We start from the raw sequence: 24,046 nt of genomic DNA, 5'->3' as shown, positions 1-24,046 counted from the left end.
CGCGAAGAGGTCGCGTCAGAAGGCATCCAGGCAGGCTGCATCAAGGCGCACATTCTCAAATGAAAAGGGCCCGGGGTTGCGCCCCGGGCCCTTGGTCAGCTCAGTTGCGGGTCAGGATCAGCAGGGGTTGCCGCCCAGGACGCGGAAGAACGCCTCGATGTCCTGATCGGTGCCGAAGTCCCCGTCACCGTTGAAGTCGGAACCCTGGCAGAAGCACGTCTCGCAGCAGGTGCCGCCCAGGCAGGCGAAGAAGGCCTCGATGTCCTGGTCGGTTCCGCTGTCGCCGTCGCCGTTGTAGTCCTGCGGGCCGCACTCGTTGCCGGGGCAGGCCACGCCGGCGATCTCGACGATGGTGAAGCAGCCGGGGCCGGTGGGACCGTCGTTGTCCTGATCGTTCCACAGGCCGTTGCCGCCGAGCATCTCGGCGTAGAACTCGGTGCCGTTGGCGTGGTTGGGCTCGCCCGCGGCCCAGTTGAGGAAGTTCACCGGCGTGCCGTCGCTCCAAACGTAGTTGTTGATGGAAGCGGCGTCGTTGAGGCCGATCCAGGCGCGGCGGTCGACGCCGCCGAAGTTGACGACCTGCGAACGCACGAACTCGTTCTCCTCGGCGTCTGCGATGCTGGCGAGGTGGCCGCCGAGCGAGACGGCAAAGGCCTCCGCGTCGGTCCACAGCATGGGGCCGGCGGGGCCGCGGTCGTAGAGGTAGTAGTCGGAGTTGTTGGCGTCGTTGTGGATGGGGCCGGCGATGAGGAGCAGGCTGGGCGGGGGCATCTCGCCGCGGCCGATGTTGACGGTCACGGGGCCCGTGCTGGTGCCGGAGTTGAAGAAGACGATGAAGTTGTTACCGAAGGCGGCGGTCGCCTCGGTCACCGCGAGGTAGTAGGTGCCCGCGGCCAGGGTCGCGCCGTCGCGCCCGTTGTACGCCAGGCCGTCGAACACGGCATTGCGCGTGCCGCGCCCGTACGTGAGCTGGCTGTAGCTGCCGCTGCCGTCCTCGTCGTCCTGGGAGACCAGGGTGCCGGTACCGTCATCGCGGAAGAGGCCGATGACGGTGTTGGTGATCCCCGAGCCCTCGGTGTCGATGTCGAGGTAGGTGCGGTTGGCGGTGTTGATATCGGTGGGGACGATGAAGCGGAACCACTGCGTGCCGCCCGGGGCGTTGATGGCGCCGTTGCCGACGACGGGGTTGGTGCCGATCGTGCCGAGGTCAGTGAAGGTGGTGGGGACGCCGCCGGTGGGCACGGCGCCCAGGCGGAGGTTGATCTGCACCGGACCGGCGTAGGTCGAGGGCGAGGTCACGCTCCACTCGGTGGCGTTGAAGACGGAGTTGAAGCCGGCGTAGGCCATGTAGTAGGTGCCCGCGGCCAGGGTCGCGCCGTCGCGCCCGTTGTAGGCCACGCCGTTGCCGAAGGCGGGGCGGGCGGGGCTGGCGGCGCCGAAGGAGAGGGCGGTGAGCAGGTTGGAGCCGTCGTCATCGTCGGTGGCGACGAGGTTGCCGTTGCTGTCGTAGATGCCCAGCTCGGTGTCGTTGTTCGGCGCCATCGCCGAGCCTTCGGTGTCGATGTCGAGGAAGGTGCTCGCGCCCACCTCATTGGCGATGGTGAACTTGACCCACTTGACCTCGGTGGTCGTGAGCGAGTCGCTGAAGGTGGTCACGCCGTTGGCGAGGGTGCCGAGGTCGGCGGCGTTGCCGGGGGCGGCGATCACACGCACGGAGGCGGAGCCCGTGGCGCTGTTGCTGCTCACGTCAGTGACCGTCAGGGGCAGGTTGTAGGTGCCGCCCGCGGCAGCGGTGGGCATCGTGAAGGCCACGCTCCACACGCCGTCAGCGGCGGTGACGTCGCCGTTCACGCCGCTGTCGTTGAGGGCCTGGGAGGTGCCGCCGACCTGCGCGAGGTCGAGGGTCACGCCCGCGATGTTGCCGTTGTTGGGCAGCGTCATGGTCGCGACCGCCGGATCACCGGCGCGGACGGGGTTGGGGGTGATGGTGCCGCTGGGCAGCGTCATCGTGAAGATGATGTTGCCGGAGGCGGTGCGGCTCTGGGCGTCGGTCACGGTGAAGGGCAGCGTGACGGTGCCCGGCGTGGTGTTCACGGGGAAGGCGAGCGAGCGGCTGAACACGTTGTCGTTGGGGGTCGTGTCGCCGTTGGTGCCGCTGTCGTTGAGGGTGATGTTGCCCACACCGATGGAGCTGCCGTCAACGATCACCGAGGTGATGTTGTTGGGCGAGCCCGTGCCGCGGGAGACCGAGACGGTCATCTTGCCCGTGGCGCCGACGACGAGCTGGTTGGGGGTGACGGTGCCCACGCCGCCGGGTCCGGCGACGATGTTGTAGCTGGCCGGGTCACGCAGCGTCGCGGCGAACACGCCGAACGCGGAGGTCACCGGGTCGCCCGCGCCGTTGGGGGCCGAGCGCACGTTCCCGAAGGTGATGCTCTGGAGCGTCTTGCCGGTGGCATCAAACCCGAGGCCCTGGAGCGAGCCTGTGGTTACCACGGCCTCGTTCACCCACAGGCGCCCCGAGGCGACGCCCGCGTCGGTGGCGCGGTCGGTGTTCTGAACGGCGCGCCAGGGGCCGGTCTTGCGCTGGAGCAGCACGCCGGTGCGGGCTGCCGGCATGGCCGTGACGTTGGTCTCGAACCAGTCGGTGGCATCAAGTGTGACGGTGACCGAGGTGGTGTCGGTGAATGCGAGGGTCATGTCGATCGAGCCGAAGCTCGAGCCGCCGTTGGCCATGTGGTAGAGCACGCCGATCTGCGTCGACGGGCCGAACACGGCGTTGAGCGAAGACATGCTGGAGGTCGACGTGGGCTGGCTGTCCTGGTTGAGCCAGGCGGGGCGCAGGCCGTTGTCGCTGGTGGAGGGCGGCCAGGTCGTGCCGGGGGCCGACCAGTTGCGGATGCCCCCGGCCGCGAGAGCGCGGTCGCCCAGGTGCACCATGTCGGACTGGAGGGCGGTCGCGTAGACGTTGTAGATCATGCCCTCGTGGCCGAGCGTGCCCCCGAAGTTGAGGGCGTTGCTCTGCACGCCGTCGCACAGCAGGCCGCGGTCGGCGATGGCGCGGTAGCCGTTGAGGTCCGAGCGGTTCTCGTGAGCCACGGGGGTGGTCACGGTCTGCTCGCTGGGGCCGTGGCAGATGCCGTTCCAGTTGAACTGGAGGGGCATGGTGATGTCGACGTGCGCGGGGTCGTCGATGTGCAGGGTGAAGTTGCCGGTGGCGCCCTGGCGGCCGGCGACGCGGATCAGGTAGGTGCTGCCGCTGCTGGCGCTGAAGGTAAGGCGAGAGGCCGCGCCGCACCCGTTGTCGTTGCAGTCGATGGGCGAGAGGCCGGAGGTGTACACGGCCAGCGTCGTGTCGAACCCGGCGCCGCACGTACGGACCTCGACGCCGCCGGTGGTGTTGGCGGTGTAGGAGTACCACACGGCGGAGGTGTCATCGACACCGCAGCCGCTGGGAGCCGCGCCGAAGGCGTGGCTGTTGTTGGTCAGGGTGTCGCCGGCGAAGACCTGCTGCGCGTTCGCGGGCGTGGAGTTGGCGGGCTGGCCGGTCCGGGCCGTGACCGAGTAGATCATGTAGCCGCGGTTGACGCCCTGGCGGTAGACCTGGCGCTGCGTGCCGCTGCTGCCGTTGACGGGGCAGGTGAAGGTGAACTGCGTGGCGGACGGCACGCTGTTGACCCGCTGGCGGCCGTTGTGCGCCGCCTGCGTGCAGCCGCCGATGGTGACGTAGTCACCCACCGAGAGCCCGTGGGGCACGGCGGTGGTCGCGGTGGAGACCGTGCCGTTGCCGGTGAGGCTGGTGATCTGGATCGAGCTGTTCAGCTGCATCTGGGCGGTGCTGGTGCCCGTCGCTGTGCTGGGGAAGCTGAACTGCGTGCCGCTGATGACGCCGCCCAGCGGCCCGCTGTAGTTGTAGGTGCTGGGGTTGAGGCCCGTCACCACGATGGGCTGGCCGGCGACATAGGTCTGGGTGCCGGTCGTGAGCGTGGCGGTGGTGCCGTTTCCGCTCGAGCCGGTCACCGCGACGGCGGGGTACATCGCATTGCCAAAGGTGATCTTGGTGAGCTGCTGGCCGGCCACGTTGATGCCGTTGGCCACCATGCGGGGCACGCTGATCACGGCCTCGATGACGTTGAGGTTGGGCCCGGCATTCGTGGTGGAAAAGCCGGGCAGGTGGGCGCTGTCGGCGCCCTGCACGCCACGGAAAGTCACGTACGTGGCTGCGCCATTGGTGTGGGCAAGGCGCTTCTGCACCGTGACGAAGGGCGACACGATGCCGGGGTCGGACGCGGCGCCGAACCAGTCGGGAGCATTGAGCCGCACGGGGACGTTGGTCTCGGTCGAGCCGTTCCAGAACGTGAGGATGCACTCGAACTGGCCGCCGCCGTCGCTGACGGTGTAGAGCACGCCGATCTCGGTCGCGCCGTCCACCGTGATCGGGTTTGCGAGCACGGTCGTCTGCAGGCCGGTGTGGTCGATCAGGCCGGAGGGATCAGCCCACGCGGGCGCAGGGCCGGCATCGGTGGTGGTGCTGCTGTCCCAGTTGCGGTACCAGGGGCCGCGGGCGCCCAGGTGCACGATGTCGAAGTTGTACGTGGGAGCGTTGGGATCGGTGGCGTTGGCGTAGCCGAGGGAGTTGTAGAAGCCGTAGGTGATGCCGGTGGCGGACACCAGGGCCGCACCCGCGATGGAGTCGGGGTCAAAGGGCTCGAAGTACAGGCCGCGGTCGGAGATGGCGCGGTACTGGATGTTGTCGGCGTTGCTGGGCGTGGCCGCGGTGACGACCTCGCCGCTGGTGGCCATGCCGTGCCAGTTGTAGTTGAGCGGGACCTGCGTGTCGACGATCTGGGCGCTCGCCACCCCGGCCATCAAGCACAGCGCCGCCGCCGTTGTCCCTACCAGCCGCTGCCCCCGCCAGTTCTTCGTATGACTCACAGAGTTCTCCTCGACAGACCCACGAACCACAAACCCGGACCGCGACATGCGGCCAATGATCCCGCACGCCGTGCCCACACGAGCACGGCGGTTGTAAACTGGTGAACTTCGCACATGCGGCGACGCGCGCCGCTGTTTATCGGCGTGCGTGCGCTTCGTCTGCAATCCCCCGGGAATCTCTCCTTGTGCCGCGCCGAAGGGCGCGTGGCGCTGAATCTCTCCGCGCCCACAGTACTTACCTGGGGGGGCGTGTCAAGCCTCCCTCTGAGCAGGGGGAGGGTTGTGCTCACGAACCGCGGGCGAACGACGCATGCACGGGCCGTGCCGATATGCAAAAAGGCCGCGAGCCCCCGGTGTTCCCAGAGGCCCGCGTCGTGGCCGTGCGGCTGATAAGCCGAGTTCTGTCCCGCCGGTCGTATCCGACCCACCTTGACGGGGGCTCGGGTCGGACGTTCCGGCGTGGGCGACCATTTCTCTGGGCCACGCGTTGCCGCGGGGCTCAAGCGGTCTACCCGCCCCCATCGGCCGGACCGGCCTCAAGCGGGAGCTGTTTGACCTTGCACGCGGTGAGGTTTGCCCTGCCCCCTCCGTCGCCGGAGGAGCGGTGGGCTCTTACCCCACCGTTTCACCCTTGCCTGAGCCCAGGATCTCCGCCGCGGAGCGGCGGGGTACCCAAGGCCATCGGCGGTCTGTTCTCTGTGGCACTGTCTCTCGCCCGCTGGCCCGCGGGCGGGTGGGCGTTACCCACCACCGTGTCCTGCCGTGCTCGGACTTTCCTCAGGCCCGGTTGCCCGGAGCCCGCGGCCGCCTTGCCGCACTGAGCGTCATTCTAGGTTCTCCTGCGTGGGCTGTCGGATTCGCCGTTCTCGGACCACAGCCGGTAGCATGGACGGGCATGGCGGCTCCACTGCATACCACGGTCATCTGGGCTAACCCGGCGCAGCTGGAGCTTGCGCGGGCGCTGGTACAGCGGGCGGGCTTGGAGCTTGTGGCCGCGGGGTCGCCGCAGAAGGGGCAGTCGGGGGCGGTGGCCGCGGGCCTGGGTACGAAGGCTGCCGACGATCTGCGCGGCGTGCTGCACGAGAGCCGCACGGACCTGGTGCTGCTGCTGGCGGTGGGGGACTTTGGCGCCGGTGCGGCGGCGGAGGATGCGGGTGCGGTGGCAGCGGCGCACGCGCGTGGCGTGCGCGTGCTGTCAGCAGAGCCACTGCCGGGGAATGCGCTGGAACTGGAGGCGGGCGGCTGGACGACGCTGACGCCGAGCCCAGCGGCGTCGATCCGGACTCTGGGGCTGCCACGCCTGTCCCGCGTGTTCCGGGAGGCGCAGGAGACGTTGGGGGCGTTCGGGGCGGCCCGGAGCGTGCTGGTGGAGCACTGGGCCGCGCCGCACCAGGGCTCGCTGGGAGCGCGGCTGGTTGGGGCCATCGACCTTGTGCACTGGCTGGTGGGGGAGACGGAGTCGATCGACGCGGCGTACGTGCCGACGGGCGTTGGCTCGCGCCGATTGCTGGAGGGAGCGCCTTCGTCGGTCGCCGGGGACCTGAACGCGACGATCCGGACCGTGGACGGGCGGTCGGCCTTGATCGCGGTCAGCAACGCCGCGCCGCGGTGGAATCTGTGCGTGACCCTGCTGTCGGAGCAGGGGCGGCTGCGGTTCTACGACGATGGTTTCGAGTGGCTGGGCCCCGACGGCATGAAGCGTGATGAGCATCGCGACCCTGCGCGCATTCGTGGAAGTGCCGCGCCGGATCACGCGGCGGAGGTCCTGTGCGAGAGTCTGTGGCGCGTGCTCGACGACGCGCTGCCCGATCCGGGCCCGCTGAACGTGCAGTCAATCCTGCCGGTTGCGCACGCCGCGATGCTGAGCGCGCGGACGGGCAGCCCGGAGCGGCCCGCGCTCATCCGGTCGTTGATCACAACGTGAGTGGTCAGACAGACGCGGGGTGCCAGACCGTCTTCATTTCGACGAACGACTCGATCCACCACGGTGACTGGCACTGCTCGTTGTCCATCCATTCGATGCCGTCGCGGACGGTCACACGCTTGATGTTCTCGGCGGCGCCCGCGCGCAGCGTGGTCGCCTGATCACCGGAGAGATTGGCCGCGTGCACGGCGTCGATGTCGCGGTGGCCGGCGATGAACGGGATCAGTTCGGCACGGTCGCCGGTCAGGATGTTCACGACGCCCGCGGGCACGTCGCTGGTGGCGAAGACCTCGCCCAGCACGGCGGCGGGAACGGGGTTGGCCCCGCTGCTGACCGCGATCACCGTGTTGCCGGCGCACACCGCGGGAGCGAGCAGCGAAACCAGGCCCAGCAATGGCGCATCGTCCGGCGCAACAACCGCAACCACACCGGTGGGCTCGGTTACCGTGAAGTTGTAGTAGGGGCCCGAGACGGGGTTGTTGCAGCCGAGCACCTGCGCGTACTTGTCGGCCCAGCCGGCGTAGTGCACGAGGCGGTCGATCGCGGCGGTCACTTCGGCGTCGCCGCTGAGGGGCTTGGTGCGCGCGGCCTTCGGCTTGCCCTTGCCGGTCTCGCCCGCGGGCTTCGCCGCCTTCACCGCGTCGATGGCCCCGGCGAACTCCGCCCGCTTGCCCTCCATCATCTCCGCCATGCGGTACATGATCTGGCCGCGGAGGTAGGCGGTGGCGTTCTGCCAGCCGGGCTGGGCCTTCCGTGCCGCCTCAACCGCGTCGCGGAGGTCCTTGCGGGAGGCCTTGGCGACGTGCGCGAGCACCTTGCCTTTCGCATCGGTCACCGGCCACGAGCGGCCGGACTCGCTGCGCGGGAACTGCCCGTCGATGTGCAGCTTGTAGGTCTTCAGCACGTCAAGCCTGGCGTCGCTCACGGCACGTCCTCCCGCGGTTCTTCCAGCCACAGCTCCAGCTCGATCTCGTCCCGTAGTGGTATGCCGCCCAGCCCCACTCGAGGAATGAACGGCTTGCGGCGGCGGGCCTCGTCCACCATGCCGCGGTGGAGCATGCAGATCCGCCACCCCCTCTTCTGGTAGAAGCGCAGGGCCCGCATGTTGTCGTTGGTGGTGGTGAGGAAGGCCCGGGAGCACCCCAGCCGCTGCGCCTCGAGCACCGCGGCGTCGAGGAGCTTTTCCCCTACCCCGGCGCTCTCGAGCGTGGTGCTGACGGTGACCACCTCGAACAAGTAGCCGCCCGAGAGCACGCTCCAGGTGATCGCGCCGGCGCGCTCGCCGTCGACCTCGGCGATCAGGCCGGTGAGTTCGAGCCCCTCGTACATCTCGCCCCGGGACCAGATCTGCGTGCCGCCCCAATGGCGGGTCATCTCCTGCTCGAGGTAGCTGTGGTCGGTGGCGTTGATCGGCCGGAGCCGGACGCGGTCGCGCGCCCGCAGCCACTCCAGCACCGTGGCGGCGTTGCGGTCGGGCGGGAACACGGGGTACCAGACCTTCAGGATGCGGCCGCCGTCGCAGTACCACGCCATGCGGCGAATAAGCGTGCTTGGCCCGCCGCTCTCGACGGGGAACTCAAAGGTGGGGAGCCGCATGTGGCGCGTAAGGGCGAGGGAGGAGTCGCTGAGGAACTCAAAGGGCACGTGGTTGCGCTGCTTGAACTCGCGCTGGTGCTCGGTGGTGTTAGTCGAGACGCCGTGCACGGCGACGCCGAGTTGCTGGAACTGCGAGTGCAGGTCGCGGAAGCCGCAGCTCTGGGGCGTGCAGCCGCGGGCCCCGGGGATCGACTCCCACGGCTCGCCCGCGAAGCCAAGGTTGGGCGGCTGCCCCGGCACGCCCGTGCGCGGGTAGAAGAAGAGAACAGTGGGGGAGGTCAGCTCCGCGAGGATGTGCTCGCGACCGTCAGTCCCAGGGAGCGGGAGGGACGGCAGTCGCGCGTGGACGAGGTGAAGCGCAAGGCCGTCATCGGTGGGCACTGGCAGCCCGTCAGGGAGAGTGGTGGGGTGGTCGGCGGGGCCTTGCATCGGAGCAAATGTACAAGGCCCCGGACCCTGAGGTCCGGGGCCTTGTGGATCGATCGTGTTGGCGGATCACTTGCGGCGGCGGACCAGGCCAAGACCGGCCAGGCCGACGCCGGCCATCGCCGCGCCCGTGGGCAGCGGGATGGTGACGAGCTCGACGATCACGTCCTGGTAGTCGGCGCGGGCGGTGTTGGTGTAGATGTTGAGCACCCGGACGTTGCCCAGGCCAACCCAGGCGCCGCTGGTCACGGCCGCGTCAGCCTCATTGAAGAGGGCGAGGGCCTTGCCGGAGAGAGCGTCGGTGCGCTCCTGCTCGATGAACCAGATCGCCGTTTGCATGGCGTTGGCGTCGTCGATGCGGTTGGCCTCGTTCACGTAGTCGTACGGGGTGGCGAGGGTGCCGGCAAGGAAGTGGTGGTAGAGGTAGGCCGTGCGAGGGTCGAGGGCGTCGTTGAAACCGCCGTGATTGCCGCCGGCGTAGGCCGAAGCCTGGGCGACGGTCTCTGTGTTGATATCGGCCTTGTAGTTGGTGACCTCGAAGGGCAGGTTCTCAAAGTCCTCCAGGCAGAAGGTCTCGAACATGCCGGGGGCCGAGGCGATGCCGCCCTGGAAGGCGGTGCCGGTGCGGTTGACCTCGATGCTCCAGCCGGTTTTGCCGGTGGCGCGGAACTCGCCGCCCCCGGTGCTGCCGTAGCTGTCGCGGAACTCGATAAAACCGACAAACACGGGGGTTGCGGCGGCGGTGGACGCGAAAAGCGCGCCCGCGCCGGCGGTGACGATCATGGAACGGAGCATTGCGGACCTTCCCTCTCTGACGAACTCTCTCCCGCGGGCGGAACGAATGCCCGCGGACACGCGTGGGGACAGTACCCCCCCTACGCGGGTTTGCAATCGTCAGTAGGGGAGTGGTGAGTGAAACTTGAAAAGATCTGAATGCAGAATGCGTTCTCGGACGTGCCCACAACCGCAAACACCTTCAGTTCCGCGAGTTATCTCGCGCACAGAGACGAGAGCGCCTCGCGCACCTGTGTCGGGCCCGGGCGGCTGGGGAAGTCAACGACGCGGTCCATGACGTCATCCAAGGCGGTCGCGCTGGACTTAGCAAGGCCCCCCGGACCAAGGACCAGCACCTTCCGATCACGCCCGGACGCCGCGAAGGCGTGCACATCGCCGGGGGTGGTGACGTCCGGATCGGTGATCCAGAGGCAAGCCTCTCCCAGTGACGCCGCGTTGACATGACCTGTGGAGCTGCTGGCGGTGGGGGTGTTGAGGAGAGCGGTACCTGAGCTCTGGCGGACCCGCGCGGCCGTGGACAGCGCCGCGGCGGTGGTCGCCGCGAGGAGTTCGGGGCTGTAAGGGTCGGGCTCGTAACCGAGCGACTTGAGCGTGGAGGATATGAAGCCGCGGAAGCGGGGATCGCGCACGGTCACCGCGGCTTTGGGGCGAGCGGCGCGGGCACCGGCTGGGATGGGAAGCGTGAGCGTGAAGGTGGTGCCGTGGGTGGTGGAGTTGGGGTTGTTGTCGCTGTGGATCGAGAGTTCGCCGCCCGCGCGCTGAACGATGCCCTTCACGAGCACCAGGCCCAGGCCGGTGGAAAGGCGGCGCGTCTTGGTGGTGAACAGTGGTTCGAGGCAGCGGCGGCGGACTTCCTCGGACATGCCGGGGCCGTCGTCGGTCACGCCGACGCGGACACGGTCCTCGCCGGGCCACGTGCCCCACATCGTGGGCTGCCCGCTACGCGGAGGCACGCCCTCGCGCCCGGGGCGCGCCCACACGCGGACCATGCCGCCGGGCTTGCCGCCCCTGCTCGCGATGGCGTCGCCGGCGTTCTGAACGAGGTTGACGATGGCCTGGCTGAGCTGGTGAGCGGCGATGGAGGCCCGCAGCCCGGGCGCGATATCGGCCTCCAGGCGGACGCCCTTGGGCAGCGTGTTGCGAATGACTGGTTCGGCCGTCTGCCACCACTCCGTCAGGTCGGTGTCCTCGGTGCCGGGGCCGGCGGCGCTGGTGTCGTCGGGGTCCAGCGCCATCTGCCGCAGGCCAGCGCTGAGACGCTGGAGGTGGCCGATGCAGGCGCGGATGGCCGGGATGTGGTCCGAGGGGCTCGTGTGGACCCCATTGTTTTTGCCGTTGGCGTTCTGCTCGAGCGCGTCAATGTGCACGCGCACCGGGAGGAGCAGGTTGGCGATGTCGTGGCCGATGCCCGCCGAGAGCGTGCCGATCGCGGCCATGCGCTCGCTCAGCCGCAGGGCCGCGTTGACCGACTGGAGCTCCTCGGTGCGGCGGCGAACGGCGTCGGCCAGTTCGTCACGGTGGCGGGAGATCTCTTCGCGGGACGCCTTGAGCTCTTCGAAAAGCTCACGGGTCTCATGCTGACGTGCTCGTGCTCGCAGGGCGGAGCGCACCACCGCGAGCAGCGTGAGCGGACGGGTGGGACGCTCGACCACCGTAATATTGGCCAGCGTGCCGAGGTACGCCATGAGCTTGGGCGAGGGTTCCCGGTTGGGCGCACCCAGCACGATGACCGGCGGGTCGGACCAGCTGGGCAGCGTCTCGAGCACCGCGGACAGCAGGGTGACCGAGTCCTGGTTCAGTACTTCCTCGGCCACGATCGCCAGCTCGGCCCCGGCCTCGAGGGCCGCGCACAGGCCCGCCATCCCCGCGAAGGCGCGGCACTGCAGCCCCTCCTTCAGGAGTGCCTGCAGCATCATCTCGGCGTCCTTCCCGCTGGGGGCGCAGACCGCGAGGATGCCCGGAGGGGCGGCTACTTGGCGACGCCGCTGCTTCACACGTCGCTCTCCGGGGCGCGGTTCACGCGATCGTCCTTCATCAGTCCGCCCTCGGTCCCCACGTACATCGGGACGCCCGTGAGCACGCCGCGGAATCGCTCGAGCGTTTCACCAACGCGGACGCGCCCGGGCTCGAAGCGCAGCTCGCGGATGGTGTCCTCGTGGCTGCCGGAGCGCTTCTTGACCACGGAGATCGCCTTCCGCACGGCCCCGAAGGCTTCGAAGTGACGCAGCAGGATGATGGTGTCCGACAGGTAGCTGACGTCCACGGGCGGGGCCATCCCCGCACCCATCATGCCCCGCTGCACCAGGACCATCAGGGTGACGACGCCGCGATGGTTGAGGTAGGCGAGCAGCTCGTGCAGCTGCGCGGTCAGGAACCGCTCCTCGGGCATGGCGTTGAGGTAGCCGTTGAGGCTGTCGATGACAACGACCGTGACACCGTCTTGCTCGACGCTGCGGCGGACGAGGGCCGCGAACTCGCCGGGCGAGAGCTCGGCTGGGTCGGTGTGACGGAAGGAGCACTGGCCGTTCTTGATGAACGGCTCAATGTCCATGCCCAAGGCCTTGGAGCGGCGGCAGGCGATCCGCTGGTTTTCCTCGAAGGCGAATACGGCGACCTTCTCGCCGCGCTTGAGGGCCGTGTAGGCGAACTGAGTCGCGATGGCGGACTTCCCGGTGCCGGCGGGGCCGGTGATGAGGGTGCTGGTGCCGCGGTCGACGCCGCCCCCGAGGAGCTGGTCGAGCTCGGCGACGCCGCTGGAGGCGGGGCGGTCCTCGAACTGGACTTCGTGGAGACTGGAGACCAGGCGCGGGAAGACCTCGATGCCGCCCCTGTTGATGAGGAGGTCGTGGTGCCCGCCGCGGAAGGCGGCGCCGCGGAGCTTGACGACGCGGATGCGGCGGCGCTCGGCGCCGTAGTCCGACCCCACGCGGTCGAGCTGGATGAGGCCGTGCACAATCGACTGCGGCTGGTCGTCCCCGTCCGCGGCCGTCATGTCGTCAATCAGGAGCACGGTGCTCCCACGCCCGATGAAGAAGTGCTTAAACCCCAGAACCTGGCGGCGGTAACGCAGCGGGTCGCGGGCCAGCAGGCGGATCTCGCTGAGCGAGTCGATCACCACGCGCGTCGGCTTGTGCTTCTCGATCTCATCGGCGATCTTTTTGCTCGTCTCGCCGAGCTCGACCTCGCTGGGGCGGAAGACGGTGTACTGGTCCTCCTCGGTGATGGTGCCGAGGCTGGCGGCGAGGTCAAAGATCTCGATGCCCTTGATGTCCCAGCCGTGGGAGCGGGCGATCTTCTCGATCTCCATCCTGGTCTCGCTCAGGGTGATGTAGAGGGCCTTCTCGCCCCTCTTGACGCCCTCGAGGAGGAACTGGAGGGAGATGGTGGTCTTGCCCGAGCCCGGCGTGCCCTCGACGAGGTACACGTGCCCGGCGGGGAGCCCGCCGTTGAGGACAATGTCGAGGCCCTGGACACCGGTTGTGACGATCTGGTCTCTATTTTCTGGCATGGAAGGTCCGGCCTGCTCCGCCGGGTGTGGCCGCGTCCTGCGCACCGTCCCCGGCTGGGCTTGAAAGGCTACTCACACACCCACAGTGGTCGTCTGAGGAGCGGGTGAAAGTGTATTTAGTTCGGGTTGGTCCGGGGGGTTGTGGACCGGGAACTGCCGCGGCGACGGGCCAGCCGCTCCCGTTGAAGCCTTCGCAGGGTAGTAGGAACCAAGATTCGGTCTTTGGCACGCCAGCGCCAACCTCCGGCGCTCGAGCGTCGAGGCTTGAACCTGTCGCGCCAACGCTTGATCCTCGAGCGCCAAGGCTTGGTTCCAGAGCGCCGCCCCCTGATCCAACGGATCCGGGCCCTGAACCGGGCGCGCCGAGCCTTGATCCTGGAGCGCCAAGCTTTGGCGCCCGGACGCCAAGCCTTGATCCTCCAGCGCCGACGGCTGATCGTCGGCCCCTGGGACCTGAAGGCCCGTGGGGCGGGCTTGATTCCCGACATCCCCGGCCGCTTTCCGGGGCTTGCTTGTGCACACCCCCGTTCTTCCCCGGCCCGTCCCGTAACTTGGTGGTATGATTGGGACGGCTCTCAGTCCCCGCCTCGAGTTCGAGTCCTGGGGTGTCTGGTCCCCGACGCTTCCTCCTGCCCAGGTTCAAGCTGCCGGTCAAAGTTCAGTGGGCAAGTTGGAAGCAGAGCTATGAAGCTGTACGTCGGCAATCTTTCGTTCCAGACCTCCGAGCAGGAACTGCGTGATCTGTTCTCGCAGTACGGCGAGGTCACCTCCGCGTCCCTCGTCATGGACCGCGACACCGGCCGCCCCCGCGGCTTCGGTTTCGTCGAGTTCGCTGACGACAACGCGGCCCGCGCCGCGATCAACGCTCTCAACGGCAAGAACATCGGCGGTCGCGACCTGACCGTCAATGAGGCCCGTCCGCGTGAGGGCGGCGGCGGCGGTGGTGGCGGTCGCGGCGGCTTCGGCGGCGGGCGTGGCGGCGGCGGCGGTGGTGGCCGCGGCGGCTACGGGGGCGGCGGTGGCGGCGGCGGCGGCCGCGGCGGCTGGTAATCACCGTCTTCGCTTAGAGTGATCAATGAAGGCAAGGGCCGGGCGTGAGCTCGGCCCTTGTTGTTTCAGTGTGGAGTCTCCGATGACGATGCGGACCAATGTCTGCTTCTTTACAAGCTCTGCGGAGGCGCTGCGGCCCGGGGTGCTGCCCGCAGTGCTCGCAGCGATCGGTTGCGACGGCACCGACCTGGTGCTGAGGACGGACCGCGAGGAGCGTGGCTGGGAGCAGTTCTGCCGGCGCATCTCGCGCCCCACCGATCCTGGGTGGACGACCAGCTCCAAGGTCATCCGGGTTGATGACAGCATCCAGCTCTATGAATGGGAGAACCTCGGCTGGTCGCTGCCCCTGGCGGACGTTCCAGCACTGGCCAGGCTCGGAAGGTGCCTGCAGGTGGATCTGTTGTGGTCGCACTGGCGTGAGGCTGACGAGCAGTTCCGTCGGCTGATCCCCGAAACCGTCCACGGCGGCTGCATCCCGAACTCGCTGGGCCTGCGGGCCGGGTGGCACGACCTCTTCGAATGCCTGGGCGAGCCCTTCGGCCGGTTCTTTGGGCGCGCTTCGTTCACCGTGTACCTCTGGGGGCACGGCACGCCGGCGGACCCCGACGCGTTCGAGCAGCGGCTCGTCGCCACCCCGTGCGCCGTGGAACTCCGACGGCGAATCGAGGCGGTGCTCGGACCAACTTCGACGTGCGTCATCTCCGAGTAGGCGACGCCCTGCGGGTGCTGGAGGGACGCACGATGCACCCGGCTCGCTTCTGTCGGTGAGCCACGGCGCGCCTTGACCCTCACCGGCCGATCATCCGCGCGGGCGAAGACTGGTGCTCCACAGCAGAAGGAGTTCTGATCATGTTGACCAAGTCACTTCGTTGGATCGTGTGCCTGGGCCTGGCGTGCAGCACGATGATGCTGAGCGTCGGTTGCGAGGGGCGTAACAGCAGCGGCGGCTCAGGCGGCGGCGCCGGAAGCGGCAGCGGTGGGGGCGCGGGCGGCGGCACCCAGGGCGGCAGCGGCACGGGCGGGAGCGGCAGCACCACCAGCGGCGGCATGGGCGGCGGCGGGAGCGGTGGCGGCAGCGGTGGAGGCAGCGGTGGAGGCAGCGGCCGCTGAGCAGCGAGCATCGCAATGCGGGCCGGGGAGGAGTTCAAATGGAACCTCCCCGGCTCTTCTCAACTCGCTGGCGCACTCACGCGTGAGGCGGTGCGGAGACAATCACTGCCACATGAGTCGGTTGGGTCCCACTCGTGAGCACCCGCACGCGGGTACGCACACTGTTCACGCTTGCTCGGAGCAAAGCGGTCAGCGCGGTGTCGTAGATGGAAACCACGCGTGTCGGGGTGTGAAGTTCTCCATCGTGCACCTGGGAGAGCTCATCCCGCAGTGCTGGCGGCAGTTCTACTTTGGAGGCAGCAAGCCATATCTCGATGTCTTCTTCAGCGTCGGTGCCGATAGCTATACAAGTTGGGGTGACAACCACAGGGCCATTCAGATCTCCTGGGATGTCACGCTCGCCTTGACCCATCACGAGCACTACCGGGTGCGGTGGCAGGGTGCGGATCACTTGCGCCATTGCCCGTCCCTTAGACATAGAACCGCACGTATGCCCCGAAGCCCACGGCGATCAGACCCGCGGCGGTCGCGAGGCCCCACAGGAGGCTCTTCTTCTTGACGGCCAGGGCCATGGTCGACGCGATGACCGCGGCCTGCGCGATGATCATCCCGATGAAGAACAGCTGGCTGCGGCCCTTGTGGTGGTCGGCGAGCAGGTTTGTTTTGCGCACGCTGATCTCGGTGAGCTGCGCGATGTCCTTGTTGAGGCTGGCCTCGAGGTCGTAGCGGCGGGCGCTATAGCGCAGGCGTGCCGCGGTGAAGTCGCTGGCGAGCTGCTCGACCTGGTCGCGGAGCGCGGTGGACTCGGCGGTGGGGGACCTGCGGGCCTGCGCGTTGGCGCCAGCGGTGGCGGCGGCCAAGGCGGCGCGGATCGTGTCCAGCGCGCGGTTGGTGGGCCCGATCGCCTCGTCGAACGCGGCCACGTTGTCCTGGGAAACCGTAATCGCCTCCTCGATGTCCGCCTGCGGCACGGCCCGCACGAGCGGCGCGATCTCGGACTCCGGCTTGCGGCCCTCAATGGCCGCGATGGCGGCGCGGATGGCGGGGTTGTCGTACTTCTTGATCTGCACGATGGGCCCGGTGCCCGCGGCCGCGGTCTCGAGGGCTTCTGCGGCAGCGGGGGCGCTCACCGCTTCGCGCAGTTTTACAAACGCATCAGGCTCCCCCGTGGGCGGCAGGGCCGCGATGGAGGCCTTGAACGCGCCGGCGTCCAGCGGCACCGTGTGCGCCAGGTTCTGGAGCAGCTCGAGCGTGTTGTCGAGGGCCGAGCCGCGGATGCGCTTCACCTGGAAGAAGTTCCACTGGTCGGCGACCTTGGACTGCAGCTGCGCCGCCCACGCCCGCTCGTACTGGGCCGCGTTGAGCTCGCTGTTGCTGAGGCCCGCGAGCAGCGTGGCGATGACGGTCATCACGACGGGCGTGTAGGTGAGCACCTTGTCCCACAGCGTCTTCTGCTCGGTGCCGTCGGGGTTGAGCTTGACGCTCTTGGGCAGCTTGGTGGGGGGGATCTTGGCGGTCATGGGTGCTCAGGGTACTCGCCCCTGCGGTCCAACGCGAAGAAGGGGAGTTTCAACGCGAAGGTCGCGAAGAGGCGAACGAAGGCGCGAAGAAGAAGGAAGTACTTAACGCGAAGAGCGCGAAGATGGGCACGAAGGCGCGAAGATCGGAAGATGGAGTAGAAGGCGACGATCCATTGCCTCTCACTTCCATTACCCCTTCGCGTCTTCGCTCTTCCCTTCGCGACCTTCGCGTTAAGAAATGCCTTCTCAGGAGAACGCACCAGCCTGAACGAGTCGCAGCACCGCATCGATGTCGGGCGCGAGCACGCGGTCGTCCTGCAGGGCGGGGACTTTGGCGCGGATGGCGGCGTGGGCCCGTTCGACCGCGGCGCCGCTCTTGAGGGGGCGGTGGTACTCGAGGCCCTGGGCGGCGCACAGCAGCTCGATCGCGACCACCGTCTGCGTGAGTTCCAGGGCGCGGCGGGCCTTGGCGGCCGCGCGGGGGCCGAAGCTGTTGTAGTCCTCGATGCCCGCGCTCGTGACCACGTTGCTCACGCTCGCGGGCGTGGAAAGGGTGATGATCTCGTTGCAGCACGCGGCGGCCGTGTACTGCACGATCATGAGGCCGCTGTTGAGCCCCGGCTTGGGCGTGAGGTAGGGTTTTAAGTGGGCCTCGGGGTCAAAGTTGCTGAGCATCCAGAACGTGCGGCGCTCGGAGATCCCCGCGACGTGCGCGAGTGCGATCGTCATGGCGTCCAGCGGGATAGCGAGGGGCATGCCGTGGAAGTTGCCCGCCGACACAATCGATGAGTGGGGGTCGGGCGCCTGCCCGGGTTCGGGGGCGAAAACCAGCGGGTTGTCGGTGACGGCCCCCAGCTCGTCGCTGATCGACTGCTCGACATAGAGCATGCAGTCCAAGGCCCCGCCCAGCACCTGCGGCGTGCAGCGGAGGGAGTATGGGTCCTGCACGCGGGGGTCGTTCTCGCGGTGGCTGGGGATCACCTCGCTCCCCTCGAGCAGGGAGCGCAGGCGCGACGCGACGAGTTGCTGGCCCGACTGCTGGCGGGCCTCGTGCACGCGGGGGTCCAGGAACGCGTCGGTGCCGCGGCTAGCGTCGATCGACATGGCGGCAGCGACCAGGGCCGCGTCGAAGGTGAGGTCCGCGTCGTGGCAGAGCAGGGCGCCCTGGGCGGCCATGAGGTGCGTGCCGTTGATGAGCGCGAGCCCTTCCTTGGCTTCGAGCGCCACGGGTGAAATGTTGGCGTTTGCCAATGCCTCCGAAGCGGGGATGGTTTTTCCGTGCTGGGTAATGAACCCCTCGCCGATGAGCGCGAGGGCAACGTGCGCCAGCGGCGCGAGGTCGCCCGACGCGCCGACGGACCCTACCGAGGGGACCAGCGGCGTCAGCCCCGCGTTGAGCAGCCTCACGATTTGCTCTGGAATCACAGCACGAACGCCGCTCATGCCGCGGCAGAGGCTGGCGGCGAGCAGGAGCATCATCGCCCGCACGACATCGGTTGGCAGCGGCTCACTTACGCCGCACGCGTGCGAGCGGACGAGGTTCCGCTGCAGTTCCGCGACGGCATGGGTAGGAATGCTCTGGCGTGAGAGGGAACCGAATCCTGTATTAAGGCCGTAATGGGGGAGACCGTCGCCCAGCGCGTGCTCGACAACGGCACGCGAGGCCGCGAGAGCGGCAAGGGCGGAGCGGCCGACCTCAACACGTCGTGCGTGTCGGGCGACAGCAACCACGTCGCCGATGGTCAGTGGCTTGGGCTCGAGGATGAGGGCCTGGACAGGAGCGGTCATGAGCGGAGTGTTCCAGAAAGCGGACGGAGCAACAACCGGGGCCTTGGGTAGGGGGGTTCTGCGCCGGGCGGCCGTCGCGGCCCTCATCGTTGGCGCGGCCGTGGGCACGAGCGGCCTGGGCGGCTGCATGTCCTACAAGGCCGGCCACCGCACGGCCCAGAAGAACGTCAAGATCGCCGAGATGACCCCCGGGGACTGGCCCGCCCGCGACCTCGCGCAGATGGAGCGTCTCCGTGACGCCACCCCGAATGTGTACCGCCGCCTCGACATGACCGGCGAGAAGCCGCTCGAGCAGCTCAGCAAGCGGCACCAGGCCCTGGTGACCGAGCCGATGATGAAGGTCGTCTTCAACGACATCGTCGGGCAGGGGCTCCTCCGGATCGTGGACTTCCCCGATGGCAACGACCCCGCGGTGCTCAAGAGCGAGTACGACAAGAAGCAGGGGTTCCGCCCCAACGCGTGGTTCCTCTCCTCGCTGTCACTGAGCGACCCCCGCCGCCCCGGCTACATGGCCCGCTCTCGCATGCGCCGAGCCGCGGACGAGGCCGGCAACCCCACGGCCGGCGTCAAGTGGAACAACACCGACCTGGACACCGCCATGCGCGAGGGAATCCCTATGGGGTTCCCGCCCGTGCAGAAGACCGAGCCCCGCGGCCTGCTGATCCACTTCGTCGCCATGATGGGCAACGAGTACGAGACCAAGGTGGTTGACCGCCTCCGCAGCGAGGGCTGGGCCATCATCGACATCGATTCCAACCCCCGGGTCATCGGTGGCGGGCGCTCCTACGAGATCAACAACGACACCGACCTGGACACCGCGGCCCAGTCCATCGCCCGCCGCATCGACGACGTGCTCGCGGATCATGCGTACGCGGCCGAGGCGGCCCTGGAGTACTGCCGCAAGCACCGCCCCGACCTGCCCACCGACAAGGTCTGCGTGATCGGCTTCAGCGCCGGCTCGCTGGTGGTGCCGCCCGCGGCCGCCCGCCTGGGCGATGACGTGGAGTCGGCCGTGCTGATTGCCGGCGGGGCCAACCTGCTGGAGATCGCCATGGAGAGCGACCTCTCCGACGGCGGCATCAAGTTCAAGTGGGGCCCGGGCAGGGGGGGTAAGGCCGACCGTGAGCGCCTTAAGCGGGCGTACCTCAAGCACTCGCGTCTGGACCCCTACCGCACGGCCACCGTGCTCGCCAACAAGCCCGTGCTCCAGTACTGGGGTCAGTGGGACAAGTGGGTCCCGGCCGAGTCGGGCCGCGTGCTGAGCGAGCGGCTCAACAACCCCGACAAGGTCACCATGCTCGGCGGCCACTGCCTGCTCTTCTACTTCCTGCCCGGGCAGTCCGACCGCATCGCAGGCTGGGTCGGTAACTCGATGGCCAATGTCGACACCCGCACCGCGGCGAACCGGCGACTGAGCGCGGAGGCCTCTGCGGGCGCGATGAACCCCAAGGCCACCCGCTAACCAACCACACCGCCGCATGCTGGCGGAGAGAACGTGAGGGTCAGAGCACGCGGCATGGATGGCCGCGTGCTCTTGTTTTTGAGCCTTAAGGGTGGAATCTGACCGATCAATCCAAGGTCCTATAAGATAGGTTATGTAAAACTGCACTGCTGGGAAGGTGTTCGCGGGAGGCTTGGCGTGGTGGGCGAGGTGCCGAGCTGCGGTATCGGACTGGTCCTAGGCAGGTGCGGAGCGATTGAGCGAGCGGTGTAGCGGTGTGACGTCCTCCACGCCCAGGAAGCGAGCACACAAGATTTTGCCTGCTGACAAACCTCTGGGCGACGCGCCGTTCACGCGCCAGCCCGACGGGACCACGGCGTCTGATCCACTGCCCGAAAGTCGCGCGTGCTGCATCCATGCGTGGTGAGCCCGGCGCTCGGGCGGCAATCTCAATGGGGACTCGCATGCGATCAACGCTTCTCACTCTCGCGGTCTCGACGCTCCTGGCGGTGGGCGGAATCAGCACGCCATCGCTCGCACAGAACGGCTCGATGTCGATGGCGCTCCTGGGCGGCACCAACAGCTTCCGCCCCGACCTTACCCAGCGGGACCTGAAGGTGATCATCCGGGTCCTGGGCCTGAAAGGGGAGTCGCTGACGGCGCTCCAGAACCTGTACGACGGCTACGCGGGCACGCTGGCGAGCGAGGGCGCGGCCGTGCGGGAGTATGTGGCGGAGGTGATCGAGAAGTCCGAAATCCTGCAGAACGTCGACCTGCTCAAGCCCGCCAACGAGCGGATCGAGCAGTGGAACAAGCGGTCCGAGCAGATCAAGAAGACGTTCCTGGACGACCTCAAGAGCCTGCTGACGCGCGAGGAGGAGTCGCGCTGGCCGATCGTCGAGCGCGAGCTGCGGCGGATCCGGCACGTGAGCGCGGGTCTCCTGACCGGCGAGAACGTGGACCTCGTGCGGCTGACAGAGGATGTCGTCGGAGAGGCGGGAGCGACAGGGGAGTTGGCCGAGCTGCTCAACCGCTACAGCGACGAGCTCGACCACGCCCTTGTCGCCCGCAAGAAGGCGAAGGACGAGAACACCGAGCTCTACAGCAAGGGCCTCAAGGAGGACCCGGAGCAGGCCCGCAAGGCGTGGAAGGCGGTGAACGACGCCCGCCTCGCGGTGCAGGCGCTCAACGACCGCTATGCACGCCTGATCGCCGCCCAGGTTCCGCCGGAGAAGAAGCAGGCGTTCGAGCGGGCGTGGTTCGAGCGCTGCTACCCGATGGTGTGCCGCCCGACGCGCCTCGACGAATACCTCAAGGACGCCCAGCAGCTGCAGAGCCTCACCGGCGAGCAGAAGTCGCAGCTCAAGGCGATCGCGGGCAGGTACGAGGAGCGCGTGTGGCAGCACCGGCAGGTGGCCGCGAAGGCATGGCGCGAGTTCGAGACCGAGCACCGGCGCGTGCAGCTGGAGGAAGCGATCACCAAGGACAGGACCGACCGCCACAACCAGTACAACGGCTCGTGGCTGCCCGAGTCGCACCCAATCAACGCCACGCGGCGCGAGCGGCTGGAGATCGACCGCGACTTCCGCCGCCAGATCGACGCGGTGCTGACACCCGAGCAGCGCGATGAGGTGCCCACGCGCTTGACGCCGTTCGCGAAGTACGAGAGCTGGCAGCCGAACGGGCTGTAGCCTGGGTACCCCGCCGCTCCGCGGCGGCCTTGGTGTGACCTCGCTGATTCACGGACGCGACTGGTGCTGATCGCACGAACGCTGGCAAAAGCACCGCCGCGGAGCGACGGGGTACCCAGGGATCAGAACATGTCCTGCAGCGAGGGTGTTGCGCCGGCAAAGGCCGCGGCGGCGGCGAGCACGCCCCTGTCACCCCCCCGCAGCTTCCCGACGGAGCGTAGCTGCTGGGGCGTGTGGAAGCCGGAGTACATCGCGGCGAGGGTGCGGGCGTCGAGGGTGAGCGTGTCATCGCTGCTCGCACGTGACCCACCAGCCGCAGCCCCCCTGCTCACGCCGGCCTTGCCGTTGTGGACCTCGACGCGCCAGGGGCCCGCGTTCTCGGGGAACGTCGCGTCGCGGACGTCGAGCGTGAACGTGCAGGACACGTGCGGGTTGTAGCCGCGCTGCGTGAGCGCGGCCTCCACGTCCAGCACGCGCAGCATCCAGTACTCGCGCAGCTTCATCGTGAGCTTCTGCTCGGCGAGCAGCGAAACGAAAGGGTGGTTGGGCCCGCCGTTGAAGCTGAGCTCGGCGCCGACGCTGCGGAAGTCGCTGAGCATGTCGAGCAAGCGGCGGGCCGCGGCGGGCGTGGTCGCGGCCATGTCGCTCACAATGACATCGTGGTCGAGGGCGGGGGTGCGTTCCTGGCGGAAGAAGATGTAGCCGACCACGCTCTTCGTGCCGTCACCCCCCTGCTGCTCAACAACCAGGCCAGTCGCCTCGCCCTGGCGGGGCTTGAAGATGCGGCCCCAGATGTAGTCGCCGCGGTCGAGCATGCCCTCGTGCTGCATTGCGAACGCACGGTAGCACACGTGCACGGCGTCGAGGTCGCGCTCGCGGTCAAAGGCACGCACCTTGAGGTCGCGGTCGCCGCCGCACTCGAGCGACGGGTCGAGCTTGAGCAGCTTCAGGTTGATGCGGTACTCGCACCAGTAGCCCGCCTGCTCGAAGCCCACGCGCCGGTACAGCGGCAGCGTCGCGGGGTAGAGCGAGGCGAGCGGATAGCCCTCGCTGCGCGCTTCGCGCAGGAACTCGGCCATCAGCGTTGTGGCAAGCCCCCCGCCGCGGGCCTCGGGCGCCACGGCTACGCCGGCGACGCCCATGTTCCTGATGGAGCGCCCGCCGAAGAAGTGGCCCATGGGCACCCGCAGTGCGCAGGCAATCGGCATTGCCCCCCCACTCGCCTCAGAGTTGGCGCGCATCACGCGGAAGTTGTGCAGCCCCGCGTTCTCCAGCCACGTGGACACGCCGTCCATCGGGCTGCCGAAGGCGAGCGAGATCAGGCGCGAGACGGCGGCGTGGTCATGGGGCTGGGCGGGGGCAAGTGTGGTGCTCATGGCGGGTCCTCGTCGGGAAGCCTATCAGGTTGAACGCGAAGATCGCGAAGAGAGGAACGAAGCCGCGAAGAGGAGATTGGTCACTTTTCCCCACTTCGCGCCTTCGCGCTTCCTTCGCGACCTTCGCGTTAGATTCCGCGCGTTTCCGCACTGAAGCACCCCAGGTGCAGCTCCGCATGCCGCAGGTGCATCTTCTGCCATTCATCGTGCCTGAGCGGGCCGAAGATGGGGTTCTCGATCGTGGGCGCGGCGGCCTCGAGGCGCGACCACGCGGCGTTCAAGCGACGCAGGCCTTCGTCCGTTGGCAGCACATCGATGCCGAGCGTCCCGTCCTTCACCCGCGGGATGCGAACGCCCGCGGGGAGGCTGCCGTGGAGGTACTTGTCCTTGCGGCCCTTGAGGATCCACTTGACGAAGAACGGCGGCTTGATGGGGTAGCCGTCATACGCGAAGTTGATCCACGTCGCGAGGTGCCCGAGGGCCTGGCCCAGCGTCCAGTTGCCGCAGGCTGTGAGCGTGCCCGCGCGGTCGGCGGCCACGAGCTTCGCGACGTCGGCGTGCAGGTCGGCGGGCGAGGCGTAGCGGACCTTGCGGCGGTCGATCTTCGAGGTGTCCACGGGCATGCGGGCAGTGTAACCGCACGGGGGCCGGGGGGGTCTTGCTGGGGCGACGGGCGCGCCCCCGCCGCGCCCCTGAGCGCACCCCTATTGACGGTGAGCGCAGGCTCGCACTCCCCGCGCGCACTCCACGACGCCCCGCGCGCACTCGGCCACTCATGCCACAGAGTGCGCGCGCCGTGTGAGAGGGGCCGCCACACCAGCCGCCGGGTGCGCGCGCGGTGTAACCCTGTGCGCCACACGTGTGAACAGGTGCCCTCGTCGTGGCC

The 24,046-nt window shown here is 68.4% G+C and carries 17 protein-coding genes and 1 other RNA gene; 6 read left to right on the top strand and 12 right to left on the bottom strand.

Annotated elements, in window-relative coordinates:
* Window positions 1-117: 117 nt before the first annotated feature.
* A complete protein-coding gene (locus tag VD997_01610; protein ID HYE60667.1) occupies window positions 118-4,935 on the bottom strand; it encodes a lectin-like protein in 4,818 nt (1,605 codons plus the stop codon).
* Window positions 4,936-5,309: 374 nt separating this feature from the next.
* An RNA gene (gene rnpB / locus VD997_01605) (RNase P RNA component class A) lies at window positions 5,310-5,755 on the bottom strand.
* Window positions 5,756-5,830: 75 nt separating this feature from the next.
* Between rnpB and VD997_01600 the strand changes: the two genes are divergently transcribed.
* A complete protein-coding gene (locus VD997_01600; protein HYE60666.1) occupies window positions 5,831-6,859 on the top strand; it encodes a hypothetical protein in 1,029 nt (342 codons plus the stop codon).
* Between the two features lie 4 nt (window positions 6,860-6,863).
* Here VD997_01600 and VD997_01595 read toward each other — a convergent pair whose 3' ends face one another.
* The 5 genes from VD997_01595 to VD997_01575 form a co-directional block, all read right to left on the bottom strand.
* Window positions 6,864-7,784, bottom strand: coding sequence for an aldehyde dehydrogenase family protein (locus VD997_01595; protein HYE60665.1), 921 nt, complete (start codon window positions 7,782-7,784; stop codon window positions 6,864-6,866).
* Window positions 7,781-8,884, bottom strand: coding sequence for a GNAT family N-acetyltransferase (locus tag VD997_01590; protein ID HYE60664.1), 1,104 nt, complete (start codon window positions 8,882-8,884; stop codon window positions 7,781-7,783). Before VD997_01590 ends, VD997_01595 begins: the two co-directional genes overlap by 4 nt.
* Before the next feature lie 66 nt (window positions 8,885-8,950).
* Window positions 8,951-9,676: a VPLPA-CTERM sorting domain-containing protein gene (locus tag VD997_01585; protein HYE60663.1), complete on the bottom strand. Its 726-nt coding sequence runs from the start codon at window positions 9,674-9,676 to the stop codon at window positions 8,951-8,953.
* Window positions 9,677-9,870: 194 nt separating this feature from the next.
* Complete coding sequence (locus VD997_01580; protein ID HYE60662.1) at window positions 9,871-11,670, bottom strand: ATP-binding protein; 1,800 nt, start codon at window positions 11,668-11,670, stop codon at window positions 9,871-9,873.
* A complete protein-coding gene (locus tag VD997_01575; GenBank protein ID HYE60661.1) occupies window positions 11,667-13,184 on the bottom strand; it encodes an ATPase domain-containing protein in 1,518 nt (505 codons plus the stop codon). The genes VD997_01580 and VD997_01575 overlap by 4 nt, the downstream gene beginning before the upstream one ends.
* 684 nt (window positions 13,185-13,868) lie before the next feature.
* Between VD997_01575 and VD997_01570 the strand changes: the two genes are divergently transcribed.
* The 3 genes from VD997_01570 (at window position 13,869) to VD997_01560 (ending at window position 15,344) form a co-directional block, all read left to right on the top strand.
* Window positions 13,869-14,234 (top strand): RNA-binding protein, encoded by a 366-nt coding sequence (locus tag VD997_01570; GenBank protein ID HYE60660.1) that lies wholly within the window; start codon window positions 13,869-13,871, stop codon window positions 14,232-14,234.
* A gap of 82 nt (window positions 14,235-14,316) precedes the next feature.
* Window positions 14,317-14,943, top strand: coding sequence for a hypothetical protein (locus tag VD997_01565; GenBank protein ID HYE60659.1), 627 nt, complete (start codon window positions 14,317-14,319; stop codon window positions 14,941-14,943).
* Window positions 14,944-15,083: 140 nt separating this feature from the next.
* The gene (locus tag VD997_01560) at window positions 15,084-15,344 is read left to right on the top strand and encodes a hypothetical protein (protein HYE60658.1); all 261 of its coding nucleotides are present in this window, start codon (window positions 15,084-15,086) and stop codon (window positions 15,342-15,344) included.
* A gap of 76 nt (window positions 15,345-15,420) precedes the next feature.
* Here VD997_01560 and VD997_01555 read toward each other — a convergent pair whose 3' ends face one another.
* The 3 genes from VD997_01555 to hutH all read right to left on the bottom strand — a co-directional run bounded on the left by VD997_01555 (window position 15,421) and on the right by hutH (window position 18,652).
* On the bottom strand, window positions 15,421-15,804 hold the full coding sequence (locus VD997_01555) for a hypothetical protein (protein HYE60657.1): 384 nt from the start codon (window positions 15,802-15,804) through the stop codon (window positions 15,421-15,423).
* A gap of 10 nt (window positions 15,805-15,814) precedes the next feature.
* The gene (locus tag VD997_01550; GenBank protein HYE60656.1) at window positions 15,815-16,864 is read right to left on the bottom strand and encodes a DUF4337 family protein; all 1,050 of its coding nucleotides are present in this window, start codon (window positions 16,862-16,864) and stop codon (window positions 15,815-15,817) included.
* 246 nt (window positions 16,865-17,110) lie between these two features.
* Complete coding sequence (gene hutH / locus VD997_01545) at window positions 17,111-18,652, bottom strand: histidine ammonia-lyase (GenBank protein ID HYE60655.1); 1,542 nt, start codon at window positions 18,650-18,652, stop codon at window positions 17,111-17,113.
* Between hutH and VD997_01540 the strand changes: the two genes are divergently transcribed.
* Both VD997_01540 and VD997_01535 read left to right on the top strand, forming a co-directional pair.
* Window positions 18,651-20,114 (top strand): hypothetical protein, encoded by a 1,464-nt coding sequence (locus tag VD997_01540; GenBank protein HYE60654.1) that lies wholly within the window; start codon window positions 18,651-18,653, stop codon window positions 20,112-20,114. The two genes, hutH and VD997_01540, sit on opposite strands and share 2 nt — an antisense overlap.
* A 443-nt stretch (window positions 20,115-20,557) precedes the next feature.
* Entirely contained in the window at window positions 20,558-21,784 is a 1,227-nt protein-coding gene (locus VD997_01535; GenBank protein HYE60653.1) for a hypothetical protein, read from the top strand.
* A 122-nt stretch (window positions 21,785-21,906) separates the two neighbouring features.
* Here the strand turns inward: VD997_01535 and VD997_01530 are convergent, their stop codons facing one another.
* Together VD997_01530 and VD997_01525 are read right to left on the bottom strand one after the other, a co-directional pair.
* Window positions 21,907-23,160 (bottom strand): GNAT family N-acetyltransferase, encoded by a 1,254-nt coding sequence (locus VD997_01530; GenBank protein ID HYE60652.1) that lies wholly within the window; start codon window positions 23,158-23,160, stop codon window positions 21,907-21,909.
* 128 nt (window positions 23,161-23,288) lie between these two features.
* Window positions 23,289-23,783, bottom strand: coding sequence for a DUF1569 domain-containing protein (locus VD997_01525; protein ID HYE60651.1), 495 nt, complete (start codon window positions 23,781-23,783; stop codon window positions 23,289-23,291).
* Between the last annotated feature and the right edge of the window lie 263 nt (window positions 23,784-24,046).

The sequence above is a fragment of the Phycisphaerales bacterium genome, from assembly GCA_035627955.1.
In the GTDB taxonomy this organism is placed as follows: Bacteria; Planctomycetota; Phycisphaerae; order Phycisphaerales; family UBA1924; genus JAEYTB01.
The sequence above is the reverse complement of the archived record's forward strand: the minus strand, read 5'-3'. Positions and strand labels throughout refer to the sequence as shown.

Coding starts and splice junctions, on each gene's coding strand:
- VD997_01570 (HYE60660.1), top strand. CDS start 13,869: ATGAAGCTGTACGTCGGCAATCTTTCGTTCCAGACCTCCGAGCAGGAA.
- VD997_01575 (HYE60661.1), bottom strand. CDS start 13,184: ATGCCAGAAAATAGAGACCAGATCGTCACAACCGGTGTCCAGGGCCTC.
- VD997_01555 (HYE60657.1), bottom strand. CDS start 15,804: ATGGCGCAAGTGATCCGCACCCTGCCACCGCACCCGGTAGTGCTCGTG.
- VD997_01550 (HYE60656.1), bottom strand. CDS start 16,864: ATGACCGCCAAGATCCCCCCCACCAAGCTGCCCAAGAGCGTCAAGCTC.
- VD997_01590 (HYE60664.1), bottom strand. CDS start 8,884: ATGCAAGGCCCCGCCGACCACCCCACCACTCTCCCTGACGGGCTGCCA.
- VD997_01600 (HYE60666.1), top strand. CDS start 5,831: ATGGCGGCTCCACTGCATACCACGGTCATCTGGGCTAACCCGGCGCAG.
- hutH (HYE60655.1), bottom strand. CDS start 18,652: ATGACCGCTCCTGTCCAGGCCCTCATCCTCGAGCCCAAGCCACTGACC.
- VD997_01540 (HYE60654.1), top strand. CDS start 18,651: ATGAGCGGAGTGTTCCAGAAAGCGGACGGAGCAACAACCGGGGCCTTG.
- VD997_01585 (HYE60663.1), bottom strand. CDS start 9,676: ATGCTCCGTTCCATGATCGTCACCGCCGGCGCGGGCGCGCTTTTCGCG.
- VD997_01560 (HYE60658.1), top strand. CDS start 15,084: ATGTTGACCAAGTCACTTCGTTGGATCGTGTGCCTGGGCCTGGCGTGC.
- VD997_01530 (HYE60652.1), bottom strand. CDS start 23,160: ATGAGCACCACACTTGCCCCCGCCCAGCCCCATGACCACGCCGCCGTC.
- VD997_01565 (HYE60659.1), top strand. CDS start 14,317: ATGACGATGCGGACCAATGTCTGCTTCTTTACAAGCTCTGCGGAGGCG.
- VD997_01535 (HYE60653.1), top strand. CDS start 20,558: ATGCGATCAACGCTTCTCACTCTCGCGGTCTCGACGCTCCTGGCGGTG.
- VD997_01525 (HYE60651.1), bottom strand. CDS start 23,783: ATGCCCGTGGACACCTCGAAGATCGACCGCCGCAAGGTCCGCTACGCC.